Source organism: Inquilinus sp. 2KB_23 (genome assembly GCF_052115705.1).
Lineage (GTDB): Bacteria > Pseudomonadota > Alphaproteobacteria > DSM-16000 > Inquilinaceae > Inquilinus > Inquilinus ginsengisoli_A.
The window spans coordinates 14927-38315 of sequence record NZ_JBFRHF010000019.1 but is presented as its reverse complement, the minus strand read 5'-3'; the positions used below and the strand labels follow the sequence as shown (position 1 = coordinate 38315).

At 69.1% G+C, this 23389-nt stretch carries 24 protein-coding genes; 12 read left to right on the top strand and 12 right to left on the bottom strand.

Features of this window, described 5'->3' with window-relative positions:
• Positions 1-30 precede the first annotated feature (30 nt).
• The 6 genes from AB4112_RS23015 to AB4112_RS22990 all read left to right on the top strand — a co-directional run bounded on the left by AB4112_RS23015 (position 31) and on the right by AB4112_RS22990 (position 6454).
• Positions 31-906, top strand: coding sequence for a carbohydrate ABC transporter permease (locus tag AB4112_RS23015; protein WP_309794033.1), 876 nt, complete (start codon positions 31-33; stop codon positions 904-906).
• The gene (locus tag AB4112_RS23010; protein ID WP_309794034.1) at positions 903-1811 is read left to right on the top strand and encodes a carbohydrate ABC transporter permease; all 909 of its coding nucleotides are present in this window, start codon (positions 903-905) and stop codon (positions 1809-1811) included. The genes AB4112_RS23015 and AB4112_RS23010 overlap by 4 nt, the downstream gene beginning before the upstream one ends.
• 5 nt (positions 1812-1816) lie before the next feature.
• Positions 1817-2902, top strand: a complete 1086-nt coding sequence (locus AB4112_RS23005; protein ID WP_309794035.1) for an ABC transporter ATP-binding protein — start codon at positions 1817-1819, stop codon at positions 2900-2902.
• Positions 2903-2928: 26 nt separating this feature from the next.
• Positions 2929-3696 carry a sugar phosphate isomerase/epimerase family protein gene (locus tag AB4112_RS23000; protein ID WP_309794036.1) on the top strand — a complete coding sequence of 256 codons (768 nt, stop codon included), beginning with the start codon at positions 2929-2931 and terminating at the stop codon, positions 3694-3696.
• A gap of 25 nt (positions 3697-3721) precedes the next feature.
• A complete protein-coding gene (locus AB4112_RS22995; protein ID WP_441723248.1) occupies positions 3722-4873 on the top strand; it encodes a Gfo/Idh/MocA family protein in 1152 nt (383 codons plus the stop codon).
• A gap of 180 nt (positions 4874-5053) precedes the next feature.
• Positions 5054-6454 carry an FAD-binding oxidoreductase gene (locus AB4112_RS22990; protein WP_309794038.1) on the top strand — a complete coding sequence of 467 codons (1401 nt, stop codon included), beginning with the start codon at positions 5054-5056 and terminating at the stop codon, positions 6452-6454.
• A 190-nt stretch (positions 6455-6644) separates the two neighbouring features.
• Here AB4112_RS22990 and AB4112_RS22985 read toward each other — a convergent pair whose 3' ends face one another.
• From AB4112_RS22985 to AB4112_RS22970, 4 genes are all read right to left on the bottom strand, one after another.
• Complete coding sequence (locus AB4112_RS22985; RefSeq protein ID WP_088157077.1) at positions 6645-6971, bottom strand: NIPSNAP family protein; 327 nt, start codon at positions 6969-6971, stop codon at positions 6645-6647.
• Between the two features lie 85 nt (positions 6972-7056).
• On the bottom strand, positions 7057-8472 hold the full coding sequence (gene der, locus AB4112_RS22980) for a ribosome biogenesis GTPase Der (RefSeq protein WP_309794039.1): 1416 nt from the start codon (positions 8470-8472) through the stop codon (positions 7057-7059).
• A gap of 16 nt (positions 8473-8488) precedes the next feature.
• Positions 8489-9814, bottom strand: a complete 1326-nt coding sequence (locus AB4112_RS22975; protein ID WP_309794040.1) for an outer membrane protein assembly factor BamB family protein — start codon at positions 9812-9814, stop codon at positions 8489-8491.
• 11 nt (positions 9815-9825) lie between these two features.
• The gene (locus AB4112_RS22970; RefSeq protein WP_309794041.1) at positions 9826-10467 is read right to left on the bottom strand and encodes a tetratricopeptide repeat protein; all 642 of its coding nucleotides are present in this window, start codon (positions 10465-10467) and stop codon (positions 9826-9828) included.
• Positions 10468-10673: 206 nt separating this feature from the next.
• Here AB4112_RS22970 and AB4112_RS22965 point away from each other — a divergent pair, with 206 nt between their 5' ends.
• Positions 10674-11006, top strand: coding sequence for a DUF2794 domain-containing protein (locus tag AB4112_RS22965; protein WP_309794042.1), 333 nt, complete (start codon positions 10674-10676; stop codon positions 11004-11006).
• Between the two features lie 32 nt (positions 11007-11038).
• Positions 11039-11806: an SDR family NAD(P)-dependent oxidoreductase gene (locus tag AB4112_RS22960; RefSeq protein ID WP_309794043.1), complete on the top strand. Its 768-nt coding sequence runs from the start codon at positions 11039-11041 to the stop codon at positions 11804-11806.
• A gap of 225 nt (positions 11807-12031) precedes the next feature.
• Here AB4112_RS22960 and AB4112_RS22955 read toward each other — a convergent pair whose 3' ends face one another.
• From AB4112_RS22955 to AB4112_RS22925, 7 genes are read right to left on the bottom strand one after another with little or no spacing between them, the layout of a single operon-like run.
• Positions 12032-12790, bottom strand: a complete 759-nt coding sequence (locus tag AB4112_RS22955) for an SDR family NAD(P)-dependent oxidoreductase (protein ID WP_309794044.1) — start codon at positions 12788-12790, stop codon at positions 12032-12034.
• 23 nt (positions 12791-12813) lie between these two features.
• Positions 12814-13470: a helix-turn-helix domain-containing protein gene (locus AB4112_RS22950; protein ID WP_309794045.1), complete on the bottom strand. Its 657-nt coding sequence runs from the start codon at positions 13468-13470 to the stop codon at positions 12814-12816.
• Positions 13471-13520: 50 nt separating this feature from the next.
• The gene (locus AB4112_RS22945; RefSeq protein WP_309794047.1) at positions 13521-14318 is read right to left on the bottom strand and encodes an ABC transporter permease; all 798 of its coding nucleotides are present in this window, start codon (positions 14316-14318) and stop codon (positions 13521-13523) included.
• Positions 14315-15217 carry an ABC transporter permease gene (locus tag AB4112_RS22940; RefSeq protein ID WP_309794048.1) on the bottom strand — a complete coding sequence of 301 codons (903 nt, stop codon included), beginning with the start codon at positions 15215-15217 and terminating at the stop codon, positions 14315-14317. The genes AB4112_RS22945 and AB4112_RS22940 overlap by 4 nt, the downstream gene beginning before the upstream one ends.
• 8 nt (positions 15218-15225) lie before the next feature.
• On the bottom strand, positions 15226-16278 hold the full coding sequence (locus AB4112_RS22935) for an ABC transporter ATP-binding protein (protein WP_309794049.1): 1053 nt from the start codon (positions 16276-16278) through the stop codon (positions 15226-15228).
• A gap of 32 nt (positions 16279-16310) precedes the next feature.
• Positions 16311-17348 carry an ABC transporter substrate-binding protein gene (locus AB4112_RS22930; RefSeq protein WP_309794051.1) on the bottom strand — a complete coding sequence of 346 codons (1038 nt, stop codon included), beginning with the start codon at positions 17346-17348 and terminating at the stop codon, positions 16311-16313.
• A 37-nt stretch (positions 17349-17385) separates the two neighbouring features.
• The gene (locus AB4112_RS22925; protein WP_309794053.1) at positions 17386-18330 is read right to left on the bottom strand and encodes an aminotransferase class IV; all 945 of its coding nucleotides are present in this window, start codon (positions 18328-18330) and stop codon (positions 17386-17388) included.
• Between the two features lie 155 nt (positions 18331-18485).
• Between AB4112_RS22925 and AB4112_RS22920 the strand changes: the two genes are divergently transcribed.
• The 4 genes from AB4112_RS22920 (at position 18486) to AB4112_RS22905 (ending at position 21664) form a co-directional block, all read left to right on the top strand.
• Positions 18486-19472 (top strand): aldo/keto reductase, encoded by a 987-nt coding sequence (locus AB4112_RS22920; protein WP_309794054.1) that lies wholly within the window; start codon positions 18486-18488, stop codon positions 19470-19472.
• A gap of 31 nt (positions 19473-19503) precedes the next feature.
• Positions 19504-19932 (top strand): RbsD/FucU family protein, encoded by a 429-nt coding sequence (locus tag AB4112_RS22915; protein ID WP_441723242.1) that lies wholly within the window; start codon positions 19504-19506, stop codon positions 19930-19932.
• A gap of 99 nt (positions 19933-20031) precedes the next feature.
• Positions 20032-20610, top strand: coding sequence for a TetR/AcrR family transcriptional regulator (locus tag AB4112_RS22910; RefSeq protein ID WP_441723240.1), 579 nt, complete (start codon positions 20032-20034; stop codon positions 20608-20610).
• Between the two features lie 52 nt (positions 20611-20662).
• Positions 20663-21664, top strand: coding sequence for a quinone oxidoreductase family protein (locus tag AB4112_RS22905; protein ID WP_441723371.1), 1002 nt, complete (start codon positions 20663-20665; stop codon positions 21662-21664).
• A gap of 187 nt (positions 21665-21851) precedes the next feature.
• On the opposite strand, the gene AB4112_RS22900 is transcribed toward AB4112_RS22905, so the two are convergent.
• The gene (locus AB4112_RS22900; RefSeq protein WP_441723238.1) at positions 21852-23318 is read right to left on the bottom strand and encodes an NAD-dependent succinate-semialdehyde dehydrogenase; all 1467 of its coding nucleotides are present in this window, start codon (positions 23316-23318) and stop codon (positions 21852-21854) included.
• Positions 23319-23389 lie beyond the last annotated feature (71 nt).

Here is a 23389-nt window from a genome sequence, read left to right as displayed (position 1 = left end):
GCCGTGGCGGGGCGGTCCCCGGGAGGGATCATGGCTGCGCTCCGCATCCGATACCTGACGGCCAAGGCCGTGGTCGCGCCGACCGTGCTGGTCATGGCCACGTGCTTCTACGGCGCCATCCTCTGGACCATCTACATCTCCTTCACCCGGTCCAGCCTGGTGCCGAACTATGATTTCGCCGGCGTCGCCCAGTACGTCCGGCTGTTTAGCACCGCGCGCTGGTATACCGCCTTCGGCAACATGTTCGTGTTCGGCGGGCTGTTCATCGCCCTGGCCCTGGTGCTGGGCACGCTGCTGGCGGTGCTGATCGACCAGAAGGTGAAGGGGGAAGGGGTGTTCCGCACCATCTTCCTGTATCCGCTGTCGATGTCCTTCATCGTCACCGGCCTGGCCTGGCAGTGGTTCCTGAACCCGGCCATGGGGCTGCAGGACTTCGTCCGCGGCCTGGGCTGGGAAAGCTTCGCCTTCGACTGGATCGTCGACCGCGACCGAGCCATCTACACCCTGGTGCTGGCTGCGGTCTGGCACTCCTCCGGCCTCATCATGGCGATCATGCTGGCCGGGCTGCGCGGCATCGACGGCGAGATCTGGCGCGCCACCCGGATCGACGGCATCCCGCGCTGGCGCACCTATGTCTCGGTGGTGCTGCCGATGCTGCGGCCGCTGATCGTCACCTGCGTGGTGCTGCTGTCGATCGCGGTGGTCAAGAGCTACGACCTGGTCGTCGCCATGACCCGGGGCGGCCCGGGCAACGCCACCGACATGCCGGCCAAGTTCGTGGTCGACCTGACCTTCGAGCGGGCCAATATCGGCCTGGCCTCGGCCGGCGCCGTGGTCATGCTGGTCGCCGTCCTGGCGGCGCTGGCGCCCTATCTCTACATCGAGCTGTCACGGAGGAACCGATGACCGACGCCGTCGCCGGCGCGATTCCCCGCGCCGCCCGCCGCCCCGGGCGCGGCCAGTCCGTCACCGCCGGCCGGGCCGGGCTCTACGCCGTGCTGGTCCTGGCCGCGCTGTTCTTCGCCATCCCGCTGCTGATCGTGCTGTCGACCTCGCTGAAGCCGATGGACGAGATCCGCGAGGGCTCGATCTTCGCCCTGCCGATGGCGCCGACCCTGGAGCCCTGGGCCAAGGCCTGGCTGTCGGCCTGCACCGGCCTGTTCTGCGACGGACTGCATGTCGGCTTCTGGAACTCGATCCGCATCCTGGTCCCGAGCGTGATCCTGTCGGTGCTGGCCGGGGCGCTGAACGGTTATGCCCTGGCGCAGTGGCGCTTCCGCCATGCCGACAAGATCCTGACCGCGCTGATGCTGGGCGCCTTCATCCCCTACCAGGTGATCCTGTACCCGCTGGTCAAGATCTTCTCCAACATGGGCCTCTACGGCACCCTGCCCGGCATCGTGCTGATCCACGTCATCTTCGGCCTGCCGACGCTGACCCTGATCTTCCGCAACTTCTACGCCGGCCTGCCGGAGGAACTGGTGAAGGCGGCGCGGGTCGACGGCGCCGGCTTCTTCCGCATCTTCCTCCAGATCATGCTGCCGATGTCGGTCAACATCCTCATGGTCGCCCTGATCCTGCAGGTCACCGGCATCTGGAACGACTACCTGCTGGGCTACATCTTCGCCGGCCGCGACAACCTGCCGATGACGGTCCAGCTCAACAACATCGTCAACACCACCACCGGCACGATCGAGTACAACGTCAACATGGCGGCCACGGTGCTGACCGCGCTGCCGCCGCTGCTCGTCTACTTCCTCTCCGGCCGGTATTTCGTCCGCGGCATCGCCTCGGGCGCCGTGAAGGGGTAACGCACATGTCCACCGGCATCCAGATCCGCAGCCTGAACAAGTCCTACGGCGCGCTGCACGTGCTGCGCGAGATCGACATCGAGGTCGATCCCGGCGCCTTCACCGTGCTGCTGGGCCCGTCCGGCTGCGGCAAGTCCACCCTGCTGAACGCCATCGCCGGCCTCGACGACGTCGATTCCGGCGAGATCGTGATTGGCGGCGTCGACGTCACCGACACCGAACCCAGCGCCCGCGGCCTGGCGATGGTGTTCCAGTCCTACGCGCTGTACCCGACCATGACGGTGCGCCGGAACCTGTCCTTCGGCCTGCGCGTCAACCGCACCCCGCAGGCGGAGGTGGAGAAGCGCGTCGCCTGGGCGGCCGACCTGCTGCAGATCCGCGAGCTGCTGGACCGCAAGCCGGGCCAGCTGTCCGGCGGCCAGCGCCAGCGCGTCGCCATCGGCCGGGCCCTGGTGCGCGACGCCAAGGTGTTCCTGTTCGACGAGCCGCTGTCCAACCTCGACGCCAAGCTGCGCACCGAGATGCGGGTCGAGATCAAGCGCCTGCACCAGGAACTCGGCACCACCATCGTCTACGTCACCCACGACCAGATCGAGGCGATGACGCTGGCGACCCGGATCGCGGTGATGAAGGGCGGGCAGGTCGAGCAGTATGCCGACCCGCAGACCCTGTACGAGAAGCCGGCGACCCTGTTCGTGGCCGGCTTCGTCGGGTCGCCGGCGATGAACTTCCTGCCCGCCACCGTGGTCGGCGGCGGCGGCGTCACCGCCCGGATCGAGGGCCACGACCTGCCGCTCGCCGGCTATCCCTTCCTGGCCGAACCCGCGGCGGGGGACGAGATCGTGCTCGGCTTCCGCCCCGAGGATATCGGCTTGGCCGAGGACGGCGCGCCGGGCGTCACGGTCGACGCCCCGCTGGTCTTCACCGAGCCGATGGGCGCGGACACGCTGGCCTGGTTCGACCTGGCCGGCAAGCGCCTGTCTGTCCGCCTGCCGCCGCAGCGGGCGCGGGCCCTGTCGGGCGGCGCCCGGCTGGCGCTCGACCTGTCCAAGGCCTCCCTGTTCAGCACCCAGACCGAGCGCCGGCTCTAGGGCCGGCTTCAACCCACGAGGAAGCGATGTCCACTCCGGATGTGATCTCCATCCAGCTCTACAGCCTCCGCAACTACGGCGATCTCGACAAGCAACTCGACGCCGTGGCCACCGCCGGCTACCGCCATGTCGAGACGATCCAGTCGCATTTCGACGATGCGGCCGGCACAAGGCGCAAGCTCGACGCCCGCGGCCTGACTGCGTCCTCCGGCCATGTCGGTCTGCCGGCGCTGCGCGAGCGGCTGGACTGGGTGGTCGACGGCGCCAAGGCGGTCGGCCTGACCCAGCTGTTCATGCCGGCGCTGCCGAACGAGGAGCGCAAGGGCGGCGGCGCGCATTGGCACAAGGCCGGGAAGGAGCTGGGCGAATTCGCCGCCAGGCTGGCCGACCGCGGCATCAAGCTGGGCTACCACAACCACCATTGGGAGCTGGAGGCGGCAGAGGATGGCCGCCCGGTGCTGGCGCATTTCTTCGAGGGTGCGAACGGCCACCCGCTGGCCTGGCAGGTCGACGTCGCCTGGCTGGCGCGCGGCGGGGCCAACCCGTCGGAATGGCTGGTGCAGCAGAAGGACCGCGTGATCTCCGCCCATGTGAAGGACATTGCCCCGGCCGGCCAGAAGACCGACGAGGATGGCTGGACCGATGTCGGCACCGGCACACTGGACTGGCCGCGGCTGTGGCGCGAATGCCGCGCGGCCGGCGCGGAGTGGATGGTGGTCGAGCACGACAACCCGAAGCACCCCGACGCCTTCGCCAAGGTCAGCTACGACTTCCTCAAGCACCTGCCGGCCTGACCGACACTCCCCGGAGACTCCATTCATGAACCCCGTCATCCTCGGCATCATCGGCTGCGGCAACATCAGCGATGCCTATTTCAACGGCGCCGCCCGGTCCGGCCTGGTGCGCGTCAAGGCCTGCGCCGACCTGCGGCGCGAGGCCGCCGAAGCCAAGGCCAAGCAGTTCGGCGTCGCTGCGTTCTCGATCGACCAGCTGCTGGCCGACCCCGAGATCGAGATCGTCATCAACCTGACCGTGCCGCTGGCCCATGCCGCCGTCGGACTGCAGGTGATCGCCGCCGGCAAGCATGTCTATTCCGAGAAGCCGCTGGCCGCGACCCTGGCCGACGCCCGCGCTTTGGCCCAGGCCGCGGCGGCGGCCGGCCTGCGGGTCGGCTGCGCCCCGGACACCTTCCTCGGCGGTGCCCATCAGGCTTGCCGCCGGGTGATCGACGAGGGCCGCATCGGCCAGGTCGTCGGCGGCGCCGCAGCGGTGATCTCGCGCGGCATGGAAAGCTGGCATCCGAACCCGGAATTCTTCTTCAAGCCGGGCGGCGGGCCGATCCTCGACATCGGGCCGTACTACGTCACCCAGCTGATCAATCTGCTGGGGCCGGTGAAGCGGGTGGCGGCGGTCGCCACCAAGGGCTACCCGACCAGAAAGGTCACCAGCGAGCCGCTCAACGGCCAGATCATCCAGGTCGAGGTTCCGACCACGGTGAACGGGGTGCTGGAGTTCGAGAGCGGCGCCAACATCGCCCTGACCGCTTCCTGGGACGTGTGGAAGAACAAGCGCATCCCGTTCGAGATCTACGGCACCGAAGGCTCGCTGCTGGTGCCCGATCCGAACTTCTTCGGCGGCGCGCCGCAGGTCACCGCCCAGGGCGGCGACTGGCAGGATGTCGACATCGCGGCCCATCCCTTCGGCGTGCCGAACCGGCCGACCAAGGACGGCCGGTCGGTGGCGGATTACCGCATCATCGGCGCGCTCGACATGGCGATGGCGATCCGCGAAGGCCGTCCGCACCGCGCCTCGGGCGACCTGGCGCTGCACGCGCTGGAGGTGATGGAGGCGTTCTCGCTCTCCTCGACCGAAGGCCGGCATGTGACGATCGAAAGCGTCTGTCAGCGGCCGGAGCCGGTGCCGCTGGGCACGGATGAGTCGGTGTTCGTGACGGCGCGCAAGGCGGCTTGAGGGGAGAGGGGGCAAGGGTTCATTCCTTGTCCCCGCCTCTTTTTCACGGTCATCCTCGGGCTTGACCCGAGGATCCAGGGGCCACGGAGAGCGGCTCTGGCCGCCCCTGGATGCCACGGTCGAGCCGTGGCATGACAAAGGGGAGCGTGCCATTCTCGGCCGCGACAGACCGAGAGTGCCATGACCGCCCCATCTCCCCTCGATCCCGAATTCCTCGCCCGTCTCGACGCGCTGCTCGGCCCCGCCGGCGTCCAGGAGGCGGCAGCACTGGCCGGGCTCGATCCTGGCTACCACCCGGACAACCTCGCCGCCGGCGTCCAGGCCTCGCCGCGCAGCGTGGCGGAGGTCTCGGGCCTGCTGGCCCTGTGCCACGGCGCCGGCGTCTCCGTGGTGCCGCAGGGCGGCCGCACCGGGCTGGTCGGTGGCGGTGCCACGCATTCCGGGCAGGTCATCCTCAGCACCCGCCGGCTCGACCGCGTGGTCGAGATCGACACCGCCGCCCGGCTGGCGGTGGTCGAGGCCGGGGTGACGCTGCAGCGGCTGCAGGAGGCGGCGGCCGAACACGGCCTGACCCCCGGCATCGACCTCGCCGCCCGGGGCTCCGCCACCATCGGCGGGCTGATCGCCACCAATGCCGGCGGCATCGAAGCGTTCCGCCGCGGCACCATGCGCGACCGGGTGCTGGGCCTGGAATTCGTGCGCGCCGACGGCACCGTCGTCTCCGACCTGGTACGGGTGCTGAAGAACAACACCGGCTACGACCTGAAGGATCTGATCGCCGGGTCCGAGGGCACGCTCGGCATCGTCACCCGCGCCGTGATCCGGCTGGAGCGGCTGGTGCCGCCGGCAGCGACGGCGTTCATCGGCTGCGCCTCGGCCGACTCCGCCCTGGTCGCGGCCGGGCGGCTGCGCGACCGCTTCCCCGGCCGGCTGCGGGCGTTGGAGATCCTGTGGCACGACTACGCCGCGACGGTCGCCCAGGAGCACGGCCAGTCCCTGTCCGGCTTTGGCCTGGACCCGGCGCCGGTCTACCTGCTGACCGAGGCCGAACAGGACCCGGATCTCGACATTGCCACGGCGATGGAGGCGGAGATCGGGGCGCTGTGGGAGGAGGGGGCGGTGACCGGCGCGGCCCTGGCCCAGAACGAACGGCAGCGCGAGCTGTTCTGGCGCATCCGCGACGATTCCGATGCGGTCAGCCGGCCCTGCCCGGATGCCAAGACCTTCGATGTCTCGGTGCCGCTGTCGGCGTTGCCCGCCTATGTCGCGCGCATCCGCGCTGATCTCGCCGCCGCCTTCTCGCCTGACATGCGGGTCTATGTCTTCGGCCACCTCGCCGACGGCAATTTGCACATTATGGTCGGCGACCGGCCGGCAGGATCGATGGGCCGGATCGAGGCGATCCTGTATGACGGCCTCGCCGCCCTCGGCGGCTCCTTCTCGGCCGAACACGGCATCGGGCTGGAAAAGCAGGACGCCTTCCGCCGCTACGGCGACCCGGCCCGGCGGGCGGCGATGGCCGCGATCAAGGCCGCGCTGGACCCGACCGGGATCCTCAATCCGGGGAAGATCCTGTCGTAGGTTCGTGTTGCCTCTCCCGCTTGCGAGACCTTTTCGGAGCTCCCAACCCGTCATCCCCGCGAAAGCGGGGATCTCGCTATGCTTTGACCACAAAGAGATTCCCGCTTTCGCGGGAATGACGGCAAAGGGATGGGTCGGTGTTCTGAAAAGGTCCCGTTTACGGGAAAGGCAACGCAGAAGGGCCGGCGGCCTACTTGACCTTGGAGAAGGCGGTCGGCTTCAGGATGGCGTTGGTGATGTGGGAGACGATCGGGCCATCGCGCTCGGTGCCGGCGCGCTTCTCCAGCCAGTCCGGATCGGTGGCGAAGGCGGTCCATTTCTGTTCCCGCTCGGCCAGCGACTCCCATTCCAGCAGGTAGTACAGGGCCTGGTTGCTCTCGCCGATCTCGACGGTCCAGAAGCCGGCCTGGCGGATGCCGAAGCGCTCCCAGATCTTCAGGGTGATGGTGTCGAAGCGGTTCAGCAGCGCGGGCAGCTTGCCCGGCATGCAGTGATAGACGCGCAGCTCGTGAATCATTCGATTCCTCCTGAAAGGGGATCGAACTCTGGCCCCGCCGTCGCCCGATTGCAATCGTCGGGCATAAACCGGCCAGGCTGCGGCCTCAGTCCTTGTCGGCGTAGGGGTTCTTGGGCTGGCGCAGCACCACCCGGATCGGCACGCCGTTGAGCTTGAAGCTCTCGCGCAGCCCGTTGACGAGATAGCGCAGGTAGCTGTCCGGGAATTCCTCGGCCTGCGACACGAACAGGGCGAAGGTCGGCGGCCGGGCCTTGACCTGGGTGATGTAGCGGATCTTCAGCCGGCGGCCGCGCACCAGCTGCGGCGGATGCGCGTCCAGCATCGCTGGCAGCCAGCGGTTCAGCGGCCCGGTGCGCACCCGGCGGTTCCACACCTTGTGGATGTCCAGCACCGCGTCCATCAGCTTGTCCAGCTTCTGGTTGCGCAGCGCCGACATCGTCACCGTCGGCACGCCGCGCACCTGGGGCATCGAGGTCTGCAGCTTGTCGCTCAGCTGCTGCAGCGCCTTGGCGTGGTCCTCGACCGTGTCCCATTTGTTGATGGCGATGACGAGGGCGCGGCCCTCCTCGATCACATGGCGGGCGATGGTCAGGTCCTGCTTGTCCATGATCGCGCCGGCATCGAGCACCAGGACGCAGACATGGGCCAGCCGGATCGTCTCCAGCGTGTCGCCGACCGACATGAACTCCAGCTTGTCGTCGATCTTGTCGATCCGCGCCTTGCGGCGCAGCCCGGCGGTGTCGACCAGCTTGATCACCTGGCCGCGCCACGACCAGTCGACCATGATCGCGTCGCGGGTGATCCCGGCCTCGGGGCCGGTCAGCACCCGGTTCTCGCGCAAGAGCGCGTTCATCAGGGTCGATTTGCCGACATTCGGCCGGCCGATGATGGCGAGGCGGATCGGGCGGTTGAGCTCGACCTCGGGGTCGACCACGTCGCCTTCGCCTTCCTCTTCCGGCATCACCTGGTCGTCATCGTCGACCAGGGAGTCGTCCTCGCCCGCATCCTCCGGCATCAGCGGCCGCAGCGCGTCGAGCAGGTCGACCAGCCCTTGGCCGTGGGCGGCGGAGATCGCCACCGGCTCGCCCAGGCCCAGGGCCCAGGCCTCGTGCATCCCCGCCTCGGCGGCGCGGCCCTCGCATTTGTTGGCGACCAGGATGACCGGCCGGCCCTGGCGGCGCAGCCAATTGGCGAAATGCGCGTCCAGCGGCGTCACCCCGGCGCGGGCGTCGATCATCATCAGCGCGACGTCGGATTCCTGCAGCGCGATCTCGGTCTGCTGCCGCATCCGCGCCTCGAGGCTGTCGTCGAAGGCCTCCTCCAGCCCGGCGGTGTCGATGACGCGGAAGCTCAAATGCGCCAGCTGCCCGTCGCCGATGCGGCGGTCGCGGGTGACGCCCGGCAGGTCGTCGACCAGCGCGGTGCGCTTGCCCACCAGCCGGTTGAACAGGGTCGACTTGCCGACATTGGGTCGGCCGATGATGGCAATGGTAAAGGGCATCCGGGACTTTATGGGCTCAGCGATAGGCGGTCAGGTAACCGTCCGTCCCCAGTATATACAGGGTTCCGTTGGCGATGACCGGGGCAATCCGCGTCTCCGGGGTCTCGAAGTTTCCGGTGATCTCGCCGGTCTTGGGCGAGATCAGCACGCCCTGGCCGGTCGAACTGGTCAGGATCAGGGTGTCCTTGGCCAGGACCGGGCCGGTCCAGCTGATCGGCCCGGACTTGTCCTCGGGGTCGGTCCAGCGGTCCAGCTCCCGCGTCCAGCGCACCTTGCCGGTGTTGCGCGCCAGGGCCACGACCACGCCGTCGAGGGTGACGAGATAGACCGTGTCGCCCGCGATCCACGGCATCTGGGTGCCGCTGATCGGCTGTTCCCAGACATTGATGCCGGACCGCATGTCGATGCCGACCGCCTGGTTGCCGTGGCTGACCGCGACCACCAGGTCGCCGTCGATCGCCGGCAGGGCGGTGATGTCGGCCAGGCCCGCCAGCGCGCCGGCGGCGCGGGTGCTGCCGCCGCCGACATTGGCCGACCACACCGGCCGGCCGTTCTCGATGCGCAGGCCGAACAGCTCGCCCGAGGAATAGGGGACGACCACCACGCCGTTGTCGACCGCGGCGCTGCCGGCGCCGAGCAGGGCGGAGGATTCAGAGATGCCGGCATGGTTCCAGACCTTGGTGCCGGTCTTGGCGTCCAGCACTTCGGTCTGGTTGTCGATGGTGATGGCGATGACGCGGCCCTGGGTCACGGTCGGCGCGCCGCGCACCGGCCCGGCCAGCTTGGTCCGCCAGATCAGGCCGCCGTTCTTCGGGTCGACCGCGACCGCCTCGCCGAAGCCGGTGGTGACGTAGACCGTGCCGTCGGCATAGGCGGCGCCGCCGCCGATCGGCACGCTGTCCTCCTCGGGATCCGCCACCTGCACCCGCCACTGCGAGCGGCCGGTCTCGGCATCGAAGGAATTCAGCCGGCCGGAGGCATCGGTGACGTAGACATGGCCGTCGGCGATCACCGGCCCGGTCAGCAGGGCCGTGGTGCTGCTGTTGCCGCTGCCGACGCTGCTGCTCCAGATCCGCTGGAACGGGATGTTGAGGGCGAGGTTGCCGTCGACATGGTTGACCGCGCCGCCGGGGTTGCGCCAGTCGGGGTTGGTGCGCACCCCCGGCAGGGCGGCCGGTTGGCCGGCATCGGGCGCGACCTCGAGCCCCTCGGTGCGGCTGAGCACCGAGATCCGTTCGCCCGGAAGGGGCACCTTGTCGTCGCCGCCGAACCAGCCGCAGGCGCTGAGGAACCCGGCAAGCGCGAGGATGGAGATCCGGGGCAGCAGATGGCGTCGCCGCATAGGGAGGTCCCTCAATTGCTCGAAACGCTGAGGAGTTGGTCGGCCCGGCCCCGCACGCCGGGAGGGGCGGCGGGGTCCTTCGACAGGGCACTGAAGATCTCGCGGGCCTTGGCCGAGTCGGCCTGCCGCAAGGCCAGCAGGCCCTGCTGCTCGCGCGCCAGGAAGCGCCAGGGCGAGGTGTCGGCGGCCAGCGGGGCCAGCTCGCCCGCCAGCGTCGCGGGATCGCCGTCGTCCAGCCGGGCCATCACCGCATACAACTTGGCGAGGTCGCGGATCGCCGGGTTGACGCCGCTGTCGCCGGCGATCTGCTGGTACAGGTCGCCCGCTGCGTCGCGCTTGCCGGCATCGAGATCGGCGCGGGCTTCCAGCAGCCGCGCCAGCGCGGCGTGGTCGGCGTTGCTATCGGCGGCGACGGCGGCATAGGCCGCCACGGCGTTCTTCGGGTCGGCGACGGCCTGCGCCTGGGCCTGCACCAGGGCCCGGGTCTGGGATTCCGCCTGGCTCTGGCTATAGCTGCGCCAGCCGACATAGGCGCCGGTCGCGGCCACCACGGCCACCGCCCCCGCGATGATCAGCGTGCCGTAGCGGCTCCAGATCGCCTTGACGCGATCTTCGCGCAGGGCTTCGTCGACTTCGCGGAAGATATCGGTCATCGATTGGTTCCGAACAGGGCACGGCCTCGGCCAGGCGTCTCGCCGAGCCGCCTTACCTAGACGATTGATCCCTGGAAGACAATCGAACGGTGTGGCAACGGTATGGCGGCGAGGGGTGCGTCGACGCGACCGGCTGGACGCGCGGCCGGATTTGTCCAACACTTGGCCGACCGACTCACCCATGTCGAGGCATGGCTTCCGGCGGCATGTCGAAGGTTCTCGATCTCACCCAGCAGCGGCGGCGTCGCGGCCGCGTCTACTTCAACCGCAGCGAGCTGGCCCAGCTCCTCGGCCTCTATTTCGACCGCGTCGCCTCGGGCGAATGGCGCGACTACGCGATCGACCACGGGGTCGGCATCGCCGTGTTCAGCGTGTTCCGGCACAGCCAGGACAAGCCGCTGTACGGAATCGCCAAGGTGATGGAGGCGCAGGAGCCGGAATACTGCGTCTATGAGGGCCGGCATCGGGTCCGCCGCGGCCGGACCCTGGCCGATGTGCTCGACCTGTTCGAGCGGCGGCTGAAGCTGGTCCGCGACTGACCGCGCCCCTTTTTCCTTTCCAGGCAGATCCCATGACCGAGACCACGCTCTATTCCAGCCTGCAGGACCGTGCGGTGCTGATCACCGGCGGCGGCTCCGGCATCGGCGCGGCGCTGGTCGAGCATTTCGCCCGTCAATACAGCCGGGTGGTGTTCTGCGACATCGACATGGATTCGTCCCGGGCGTTGGTCGAACTGCTGAAAGAGGACGGGCTGGCGGCACCGACCTTCCTGCCCTGCGACCTGCGCGATATCGATGCGCTGCGCGCGATGGTGCGGGCGGCGGAGGCGGCGGTTGGCCCGATCCGGGTGCTGGTCAACAACGCCGGCCACGACCAGCGCCACAGCATCGACGAGGTGACGCCGGACTATTGGGACGAGCGGCTGGCGGTCAACCTGAAGCACCAGTTCTTCACGGTCCAGGCGGTGCGGGCGGCGATGCGCGACGCCGGCGGCGGCTCGGTGATCAATTTCGGCTCGATCTCGTGGCGGGCCGGGATGGGCGGGATGCCGGCCTACACCACCGCCAAGGCGGCGATCGAGGGCCTGACCCGCAGCCTGGCGCGCGATTTGGGGGCCGAGGGCATCCGAGTCAATTGCGTGCTGCCCGGCGCGGTGAAGACCGAACGGCAGGTCAAGCTCTGGTACACGCCCGAATACATCCAGAAGGTCATGGATGCGCAGTGCATCAAGGCCTTCGTCGAGCCGATCGACATCGCCCGCATGGTCGCCTTCCTGGCCTCGGACGACGCCCGCATGTGCACGAGCCAGACCTATGTGGTGGACGGGGGGTGGATTTAACGGAGCGGCTGCGTGAGATCGCGAGTCCGGTATTTTTTTGTCATTGCCCGGCTTGACCGGGCAATCCAGGGCCATCGAGAACTGCTCTTGCCGCCCCTGGATGCCACGGTCAAGCCGTGGCATGACAGCTAAATAAACTGTGTCCCCTCAACACTTCTCTCACTGATTGTCCTGGCCAGAACTCGCCCGTATTGAGCCGCCGAATGGTGTCGTCATCGCGGAGCCTCACGCCTGCGACGAATACCCTCCATCCACCGGGATTGCGGCGCCGGTGACGAAGTCAGAGGCGCGGCTCGACAGGTAGACCGCGGTGCCGGCCAGGTCGTCGGGCACGCCCCAGCGGCCGGCGGGGGTGCGGGCCAGCACCCGCTCGTTCAGCCCGGGCACCTGGACGCGGCCCTGTTGCGTCAGCTCCGTGTCGATCCAGCCGGGCAGGATGGCGTTGACCTGGATGCCGTGCTCGGCCCAGGCGGTGGCGCAGGCCTTGGTGAACTGCACCACGCCGCCCTTGCTGGCGCTGTAGGGCGCGGCGAAGGAGGCGCCGAAGATCGAGGTCATCGACCCGATGTTGACGATCTTGCCGGCGCGCTGGCACTGCAGGGTGGGGAACACCGCCATCGAGGCCAGGAAGGTGCTGGTCAGGTTGGCGTCGATCAGCGCCCGCCACTCCTCCAGCGAATAGTCCTGCGGCGGCTTGCGCCAGTTGGTGCCGGCGTTGTTGACCAGGATGTCGATGCGGCCATGGCGCTGCAGCGCCGCCTCGGCGAAGCCCCGGCAATCCGCCTCGACGGTCACGTCGGCGATCGCCGCCGAGGCGGTGGCGCCGGTGGCCGCCAGTTCCGCCACCGCCCGCTCGGTCTTCGCGGCGTCCCGGCCGACCAGCATCAGCGCCGCGCCGGCCGAGGCCAGGCCGCGGGCGATGCCCAGGCCGATTCCGCCGTTGCCGCCGGTGACGATGGCGACTTTCCCCGAGAGGTCGAACATGAGTCCTGCTGCTCCTGAAACCGTCATGGGCCTGCGGGCGCGCCCGCCTGCTCCTCGAGGATGCGTTGCTTGATGATCTCGCGCAGGGTCTGCGCCAGGTTCGGGGTGGCGCTCGAGCACATCACCATGATCACGCATGGGGCATCGCCGACCGAGAGGTAGCCGTGCTTCATAGTGCTGTCGAGATAGACGCTGTCGCCGGGTTCCAGTTCGATCGGCTCGTAATAGTCGCTGTAGAGGCGCATCCGCCCCTGCAGCACCTCCACGAACTCCTCGCCGACATGCGAGCTCAGGCCCCCCATCTGCTCGGGCTCGGTGGCGCGCACCTCGATGCGGATCGGGATGATCCGCTTGTGGGCGACGTCGGAGCACAGATAGGTGTAGCTGTAGAATTCGGTGTCCAGCCGCTGGCCCTCATGCTGGCGGCTGACGCTGCGCCGGGCCACCACCACGGGCGGGCTGCTGGCCTCGCCGGGCGAGAACAGGTCAGCGATCTCCACGCCCAGGCCGCGGGCCAGCTGCAGGATCTTGTCGTAGGTCGGCGACAGCAGGCCGTTCTCGATCTTCGACAGGGTCGAGGCGGCGATGCCGGTCATCCCAGCCACCTCGGCCAGGGTCCAGCCGTGATGGGCGCGGCGTTCGCGCAGCAGGCGGCCGAGCGGCGGCAGGTCGTCGGTCATGGCGCGGCCTCGATCATCCGGTGGAGAATCCCTCCAGGGTTCCTGGCGGCTCATCGGCGGGCCGCCATGCTGTCCTTCAACGATAGCGCGCCCAGCACCGCAAGCGACATCGTCGCCAGCAGCACCAGCGACACCAGGGCGTTGACCTCGGGGGTGAAGCCCACCCGCATCATCGCCCACAGCCGGATCGGCAGGGTGGCGTCGCCGCCGACCAGGAAGAAGGTCACCAAAGTCTCGTCGAAGGACAACGTGAAGGCCAGCAGCGCGCCGGTGACGATGGCCGAGCGCAGCTGCGGCAGCACCACGAACAGGAAGGTCTGCAGCCCGGTGGCGCCGAGGTCGAGCGACGCCTCGATCTGGCTGGCCTCCAGGCTGTCCAGCCGCACCGTGACCATGCGGTAGATGATCGCCAGCACCAGCACCGTGTGGCCGATGGTGACGGTGATCAGGCTGCGCTCGATGCCCAGCTCGCGGAATGCCACCAAGAGCGAGATGCCGGTGATGATGCCGGGCAGCACGAAGGGCAGGAAGATCACGAACTCGACGTAGGGCCGGCCGCGCCGGGTCCCGGTCTTCATGTACCAGGCCAGGCCGAGGGCCAGGACCAGCGCCATCAGCACCGCCGCGGCGGCGACCAGCAGGGTGTGGCCCAGCGCCGCCAGCATCCCCGGGTTGTCGGTCAGCCCGGCATACCAGTGCAGGCTGAAGCTGGACCAGTCGATCGACTGGCCCTTGAGGTCGAAGAACGAGCTCAGCACCACCGCCAGCGCCGGCCCGTACAGCACGGCGAAGACCAGGGCGGCCACCAGCCACAGGGCGGCGATGGCGATCCGTTCCGGCGCGGTCATTTCACCCTCGCACGGCGGGACACGAGCGCGGCGGCGCCGATGATGGCGACCACGGCCAGCAGCAGCACCACGGCCAGCGCGGCGCCGAACGGCCAGTTGAAGGCCATGCCGAACTGGCTCCAGATCGCGCGGCCGAAGGTGAAGCCCTGGTTGCCGCCGACCATCTGCGGCGTCAGGAAGTCGCCCAGCGCCAGCACCATCACGAACAGCCCGCCGACGATCGATCCCGGCAGGCTCAGCGGCAGGACCACGGTCAGGAAGGTCTGGCCCGGCCGGGCGCCGAGATCGGCGGAGGCTGCGGCCAGCGATGGCGGGATCCGCTCCAGCGACAAGAAGATCGGCAGGATGGCGTAGGGCAGGTAGATCACCGCCATGGTGATCATCACCGCGGTCTGGTTGAACAGGAACAGCTTGCTCGGCGCGTCGAGGATGCCGGTCGTCACCAGGGCCCAGTTGAGGAAGCCGTTGTAGCCCAGGATGCCGCGCATCGCGTAGATCTTGACGATGTAGTTCATCGCCAGCGGGATCACGCTGAACAGCAGCATGAAGTAGCGGATCCGGCCCTCCAGCCGCCAGATCAGATAGGCGATGATGTAGCCGAAGACGAGGCCGACCGCGGCGACGATGCCGGCCAGTTGCAGGGTGCCGAGGAAGACCCTGATATAGCTCGGCTGCGCCAGGAAGGCGGCGTAGTTGCCCAGGGTGAATTCATGCTCGACCTGGCCGTCGGCCATCGACCAGAAGCTGGTGGTCAGGAAGGCGACCAGCGGCGCCAGGATCAGCAGCGCCGGCAGGCCGTAGACCGCCAGCCGCGGCAGCCAGCGACCCAGGGTACGAACGGTGGGCGAGGTGGCGCGCAGCGGGTCGTGGCGGCCCGAGGCGGGAAGGGCGTCGGCCATGGCCATCCTCACGCGCCCAGCACGCTGACATCGGCGTCGGACCAGAACACCGAGATCGGGTCGCCGACATCGGCGCGGCCGTCGAACTCCGGCGTCGGCAGGCGGATCTTGACGCTGTGCGCCTGATCGCCACCGAGGCGCACCACGATCTGGGTGGTGGCGCCCAGGAAGGTCAGGCTCTCCACCGCGCCGGTCGCCGACCGCCGTTCCGCGCCGGGTCGCAGGCTCAGGCTCTCCGGCCGGATGGCGACGGCGGTCGGGCGACCGGTCGCCGCCAGCACGTGCCGGCCCAGCGGGCTGTCGACCGCCGATCTGCCGGCGGCCTGGGCCGGCAGCAGGTTGTTCTCGCCGAAGAACCTGGCGACGAACTCGCTGCGCGGCCGGTAGTAGATCTCCTTCGGCGTGCCGACCTGCTCGACCCTGCCATGGTCCATGACCACGATGCGATCGGACATGGCGATCGCCTCCTCCTGGTCATGGGTGATGAAGACGAAGGTGGTGCGGATGCGGCGCTGCAGGTCCTTCAGGAACTCCTGCATCGACCGGCGCAGCCCCGCATCCAGCGCCGCCAGGGGCTCGTCCAGCAGCACCACGCGCGGCTCGCAGATGATGGCGCGGGCCAGCGCCACGCGCTGGCGCTGGCCGCCGCTCAGCTCGCCGGGATGGCGGCCGGCCTTGTCGGCCAGGCCGACCACCGCCAGCGCCTCGGCCACCCGCCGGTCCACCTCCGCCTTCGGCCGGCGCCGCATGCGCAGCCCGTAGCCGACATTGCGGGCCACGGTCATATGCGGGAACAGCGCATAGTCCTGGAACACCGTGTTGAACGGCCGCCGGAAGATCGGCGTGTCGGTGATATCCGTCCCATCAAGCAGTATCCGGCCGGTGCTCGGGGCGGTGAAGCCGCCGAGCATCCGCAGGATCGTGGTCTTGCCCGAGCCGGACGGGCCCAGGATGGTCAGGAACTCACCGTCGCCGATCTCCAGGTCGAAGGGCTGCAGCACGGTGACCGCGCCGTAGGATTTGCCGATGCCGGCAAGGCGGATGAGGCTTCGGAATGTCATGGCGGCCCTCTCTGACGGCCCAGGCGTGACGATCAGTTGGCCGGCGTGGCCTTGATCTCGTTCCACAGGTCGATGCGCTTGGAGAAGCTTTCCGGCGCCTGCAGGAACACCAGCTTGTCGGCATAGGTCAGGCCGATCGCGGCATTCGCCGAGGCGTCGGTGGTGTTGCCGTAGCCGGTCTTCTCGCTGATGTAGGTGCCGACCCGGCTGTCCAGCATCGCGTCGATCCAGGCGTGGGCCAAGGCGGGGTCGCGGGCGCCGGCGCTGATCGCCCAGCAGTCGATCCAGCCGATCGCGCCCTCTTTCGGGATCACCAGCGCGGCGTCGATGCCCTTCTTCTGCAGCTGCGGCACCTGCGGCTCGCCCATCGACATCATCAGGTCGATGCCGCCCTGGGCGAAGATGCTGACGCCGTCGTCGAAGCCTGCATAGTAGGACAGCACGGTGCGCTTCTGGTCGATCAGCTTGGCCTTGATCGCGGCGAACTGGTCGTCGGTCAGGTTGAACGGGTCCTTGTAGCCCAGGGCCAGCGCCGTGGTGACGATGGCGTTGTTGGCGTCGTCCATCGCCAGCACCCGGCCGGCATATTTGTCGTCCCACAGCACCGACCAGCTGTCGGGCGGGGTCGGGAACGCCTTCTTGTCGTAGATCAGCGGGATCGAGCCCCAGGCGAAGGGCACGGCATAGGTCTTGCCGTCGAACACGATGGCCGAGACGTCGCGGAAGGCCGGCAGCAGGTTGGCGGCGTTGGGGATCTTCGACAGGTCTACCGGCTGGACCAGCTTCTCCTGCACCAACCGCTTGTAGGATGAGGTCTCGATGGCGATGACGTCGTAGTCGTCGCCCTTGCTGGCGGTCATCTTGGCGAAGATCTCGTCGACGCTGCCGGTGTAGGTGATCTTCACCGTGGCGCCGGTCTTCTTCTCGAAGGCCTCGACCCAGGGGGCGTCGGCATAGCCCTCCCAGGTCAGGATGCGCAGCTCCTTGTCCGCCGCCAGGGCAGGCAGGGCCGGGAGTGCGCTCAGCGCCGTGAGGATGCCGGCGCCCAGGACGAGGTTGCGTCTGTGCATGATGGTGCCTCCTGTTCGGTTTTTCTTGTGGTCCGCGTCAGATCGCGGCGGCGCCGAGCGGATGGTCGGCGTCGGCGTAGTTCACCGGCGTGCGGTGCCAGCCGGCGGCATGCTTCTCCCAGTACAGGCTCTTCAGCCGGGTGCTGACCGGCCCGGGCCGGTCGTTGGCCATGATGTGGCCGCCGACCCGCGACACCGGCATGACGCCGCCGGCGGTGGTGGTGCAGAACATCTCGTCGGCCTGCAGCAAATCCTCGCGGCGCAGCGGCGCGATCCGGGCGGGCAGGCCGATCTCTTCGCACAGCTCCAGCACCGACCAGCGGGTGATGCCCTCCAGCGAGCCGCGGTCGGGGGTCGACACCACGCCGTCGCGCACGGTGAAGACGTTGAAGCCCGGGCCTTCGGTGACGAAGCCTTCGGCGTCCAGCAGCACCGCGGTGTCGGCGCCCTGGTCATGGGCCTCCAGCAGGCCGCGGGTCAGGTCGCCCCACTGGTAGTTCTTCACCGTCGGGTCGACCGAGGCAGCGCCCACCCGCGGGATCGAGGCGATGTGCAGATGCGCCCCGCGCTCCTGCACCGCCGGCGGGATCACGTCGATCCAGGGGATGGCGTAGGCGACGAAGGCGTTGTCGCAATCGGCCGGCCGGCGCGACCCGAAGACACGGGGCCGGCCGCGGGTGCAGATCATGGCGACATAGGCGTCGCGCAGCCCGGACAGGGCGACGCAGCGCGCCACGATGGTGGCGATCCCCGCCCGGTCATGCGGCGGCGCCAGCCGCATCGCGGCCAGCGACCGTTCGAACCGGTCGAGATGGTCGGCCAGGCGGAAGAAGCCGCCATCCCGCACATGCACCACGTCGTAGGTGACGTCGGACCGGGTGAAGCCCCAGTCCAGCACCGAGATCCTGGCCTCGGAAGCCGGCACATAGGCGCCGCCGACGAAGGCCGCGCCGCCCGAGAAATCCTGTCCGCCCGTCGTCATCGCCGCCCCGCTGCCGTCCTTCGATTTCGTGCAGCATGCGCAACGAATATCTCATTGGCAATGAAAATTTCGTATACGAACTTTCCATTGACTCTTCGGAAATCGGCGTCACAGTCTGCCGACCGATCGACGGCAAGAAGCAGGGAAGCGCACAGATGGTGGCAGCAACGGACACGGCCAGGCTGGGCCCGACAGGGCTGACGGTGACGCGGCTCGGCCTCGGCACGGCGCCGCTCGGCGGGCTCTACGCGCCGGTCGAGGAAGGGCAGGCGGAGGAGACCATCGCCAAGGCCTGGGACCTCGGCCTGCGCTTCTTCGACACCGCGCCGCAATACGGCAACGGACTGTCGGAGCGCCGGCTGGGCCGCTTCCTGGCCGGCAAGCCGCGCGACAGCTACGTGCTGGCGACCAAGGTCGGCCGGCTGCTGCGGGTGCCCGAGCGGGCGGAGGGCGAGGACGCCTACTACAAGGGCACTCCGCCGGAGCGCCCGGTGTTCGATTTCAGCTATGACGGCGTGATGCGGTCGCTGGAGGAAAGCCTGGAGCGGCTGGGCACCGACCGGGTCGACGTGCTGCACATCCACGATCCCGACAGCCACTACGACGACGCCATCGACGGCGCCCACCGGGCCCTCGACAAGCTGCGCGCCGATGGGGTGATCGGCGCGGTCGGCGCCGGCATGAACCAGGCCGAGATGCTGGCCCGCTTCGCCCGCGCCGGCCGGTTCGACTGCTTCCTGCTGGCCGGCCGCTACACGCTGCTGGAGCAGGACTCGCTCGATGATTTCATGCCGCTGTGCGAGGCGCGCGGCATCGGCGTGATCATCGGCGGCGTCTACAACAGCGGCATCCTGGCCAACCCCAATGCCGGGGCGAAGTTCAACTATCAGGACGCCGACCCGGCGCTGATCGTCCGGGCCCAGGCGCTGGACGCGGTGTGCCGGCGCCACGACGTGCCGCTGAAGGCCGCGGCGATCCAGTTCCCGACGGCGCATCCCGCCGTCGCCTCGATCCTGACCGGCGCCCGCACCGCGGCCGAGCTGGTCGAGAACGAGGAGCTGTTCCGCCACCCGATCCCGGCCGACCTGTGGGCCGAGCTGCGCGCCGAAGGCCTGATCGCCCCGGGCGCGCCCACGCCATGAACCACCCCCATCGAGACGAAGGATCGACCCCATGCTGATCGGAATCGACCCCATTCTGGGGCCAGACATCCTGCACGGCCTGCGCGCCATGGGGCATGGCGACGAGCTGGTGATCGCCGATGGCAGCTTCCCGGCCGAGACCGTGGCCCGGCGGCTGGTGCGGATGGAGGCGGCGGACCTCAAGAGCATGCTGCGGGCGGTGCTGAGCGTGCTGCCGATCGACGACTCCGAGCCCGACCCGGTGCTGGGCATGGAGGTGATCGGCAACCCGACGGAGGTGATGCCGGCCCACACCCTGATCCGCGACGCGCTGGGCCGGGTCGCGGGCGGGCACCGGCTGGCGCTGCTGGAGCGCTTCGCCTTCTACGACCGGGCCAAGCAGGCCTCGCTGGTGATCGCCACCGGCGAGCGGCTGTTCTACGGCAACGTCATCATCCGCAAGGGCACCGTGGCAGCCTGATACGCCATTCGCGCCGCAGCCCCGTCGCCGGTCGCGATGGGGCTGCGTTTTTTGGATTCAGATCTGGACAGATCGATCCGGAACAACCATCTTCGGCTTATGGCAAGACCCAAGGAATTCGATCGCGAGACGGTGCTGCTGCAGGCCATCAAGGTCTTCTCCGACCATGGCTATGAGGGCACCTCGACCGACGCGCTGCTGCACGCCATGGGGATCAGCCGGCAAAGCCTGTACGACACCTTCGGCGACAAGCGGCGGCTCTATCTCGAGGCGCTCCAGCACTACAATGCGGGCAGCGTCACAGAGATCCTGCGCACCCTGAACACCGGCACGTCGCCGCTGCAGGGGCTGGAGGCGGCGCTGGTCGCCTTCGCCTCCCGCCCGGCGGCCGAGGCCCCGCTGGGCTGCATGGGCGTCGGCGCGGTCTGCGAATTCGGCCGCTCCGACCCCGAGATTACCCTGCTGGTCGAGGCTTCGGGGCGGGTGCTGCTGACCGCGTTCGAACGCCTGGTCGCCGACGCCAAGGCGGCGGGCGAGGTCGGCGCCGATGTCGACGGGCGGGCGGCGGCGCAGTTCCTCACCGCCACCCTGTCCGGCATCAAGATCGCCGCCCGCGGCGGCGCCTCGCCGGCGGTCCTCCACGACATCGCCCGGATGGCCATCCGCAGCCTGCGATAGGCGCAACGGCGGAAGGCCGGCCGGTTCTGCTTGCTTGATTATAGACTGATCTATCCAGAATAGACATCACCACAAGGATCGGAACCATGAAAGCCATCGTGATCGAAGCCCATGGCGGGCCAGAGCAACTCCGGCTGCAGGACCGCCCGTCGCCCCGGCCGGGCCCCGGCGAGGTGCTGGTCGACATCGCCGCCGCGGCGTCAACTACATGGATGTCGGCACCCGCGTGGGTTTCCTCAGCCGGGTCGTGGCCCTGCCCCTGACGCCGGGCGTCGAAGGCGCCGGCCGGATCGCGGCGGTGGGGGACGGCGTCACCGACCTGCACGTCGGCGACCGCGTCGCCTGGTACTACGCCTGGGGCAGCTATGCTGCGCAGGTCGTCGCCCCCGCGGCGGCGATGGTGCCGCTGCCGGATGACATCGACTTCGAGACCGCGGCCGCCCTGATGATGCAGGGGCTGACGGCCAGCCACTTCGTGTCCGAGACCTATGCCGTCAAGCCGGGCGACACGGCGCTGGTGCATGCCGCCGCCGGCGGGGTCGGCCTGATGCTGACGCAGATGATCAAGCGGCTCGGCGGCCGGGTCATCGGCGTGGTGTCCAGCCCCGACAAGGTCGCGATCGCCCAGGCGGCCGGGGCCGACGAGGTCATCGTCTCCACCCCCGGCGAATTCGCGGCGGAGGTGCTGCGCCTGACCGGCGGCGAGGGCGTGCATGTCGCCTATGACGGCGCCGGCGCGGACACCTTCTGGGGGTCGATCGCCGCGCTGCGCCACCACGGCGTGCTGGCCTACTACGGCCTGCTGATCAAGCACCTGCCGCCGATCGACATCACCCATCTGCCGAAGAGCGTGCTGGTCAGCTACCCCACCGTCCTCGACCACGTACGGACGCGCGAGGCGCTGCTGGCCCGGTCGAACCGGCTGTTCGACTGGGTCCGCGACGGCAGCCTCAAGCTCCGCATCGGCGGGCGCTATCCGCTGGCCGACGCCGTCGGCGCCCATCGGGACCTCGAATCCCGCCGTACCACCGGTAAGCTGCTGCTGCTGCCATAGCGGCTGCCGGGCCGGGCTGGGCCTCAGCCCGGCCCGTGCCGCACCGGAGACCGTTTCGAAATTCGCTGGCGTGAGTCGGCTGGCGGTGGCTTCGAGAACCGGCGCGCAGCGGACTTAACGTCCGTGAGCACCGGAAGCGCAGAAGCCGCCGTCAGACGGCCACGCCAGTAGAATTTCCAGACGGTCTCTACGCCGCCATGCCGGCCAGCAGCACGTACTTCATCTCCACGAACTCCTCGATGCCGTGGTGCGAGCCTTCGCGGCCGAGGCCGGATTCCTTGACCCCGCCGAACGGCGCGACCTCGGTGGCGACGACGCCGGCATTGACGCCGACGATGCCGTAATCCAGCGCCTCCGCCACCCGGAACACCCGGCCCAGGTCGCGGGCGTAGAAATAGGCGGCCAGGCCGAAGGGCGTGGCATTGGCCTGGGCCACCACATCCGTCTCGTCGCGGAAGCGATAGATCGGGGCCAGCGGGCCGAAGGTCTCCTCCTGCGTCACCACCATCTCGGTGGTGGCGCCGGACAGCACCGTCGGCTCGAAGAAGGTGCGGCCCAGCGCGTGGCGGTGGCCGCCGGTCACGACGGTGGCGCCCTTGGCGGTGGCATCGGCGATGTGGCGCTCGATCTTCTCCACCGCTTCCATGGTGATCAGCGGGCCCTGGACGACGCCGGGCTCGGTGCCGTTGCCGACCGGCATCGCCTTGACCTTGGCGGCGAAGCGGGCGACGAAATCGTCATACACCGCGTCCTGGACGTAGATCCGGTTGGCGCAGACGCAGGTCTGGCCCATGTTGCGGAACTTCGAGGCCAGCGCGCCTTCGACCGCCGCGTCGATGTCGGCGTCGTCGAACACGATGAAGGGCGCGTTGCCGCCCAGCTCCAGCCCGACCTTCTTCACCGTGTCGGCGGCCTGGCGCATCAGCAGCTTGCCGATCTCGGTCGACCCGGTGAAGCCGACGAACTTCACGGCCGGGTGGCCGGTCAGCACCTTGCCGATCTTCGGCGCGTCGCCGGTGATGACGTTCAGCACGCCGGCCGGCACGCCGGCGCGCACCGCCAGCTCGGCCAGGGCCAGGGCGGTCAGCGGCGTCTCCGGCGCCGGCTTGATCACGGCGGTGCAGCCGGCGGCCAGCGCCGGCGAGACCTTGCGGGTGATCATCGCCGCCGGGAAGTTCCACGGCGTGATCGCCGCGACCACGCCGATCGGCTGGCGCAGCACCAGGATGCGGGCATCGGCGCGGTGGCTCGGGATGGTCTCGCCGTAGATGCGCTTGGCCTCCTCGGCATAGAACTCGACGAAGGAGGCGGCGTAGTCGACCTCACCGCGCGCCTCGGCCAGCGGCTTGCCCTGCTCGCTGGTCATGATCAGGGCGATGTCCTCGCGGTTCGCGATGATCAGGTCGAACCAGCGGCGCAGGATGACGGACCGCTCCTTGGCCGTCTTCTTGGCCCAGGGGCCGAAGGCGGTCTCGGCCGCCTCGACGGCGTCGGTGGTCTCGCGCTCGGCGAAGCGGGGCACGCGGCCCAGGGTCTCGCCGGTGGCGGGGTTGACGACGGGGTCGACGGCCTCGCCGATCCAGGCGCCATCGACCAGGCACTGGCTCTTCAGCAGGGTCGGGTCGTTCAGGGACAATGTGGTCACGGTCGACATGGGGACCTCACGGGGTCACGGAACAGGATGGCGCCGGTTGGGGCGCACTTGGTGTCAGGGTCTGTGCCGCT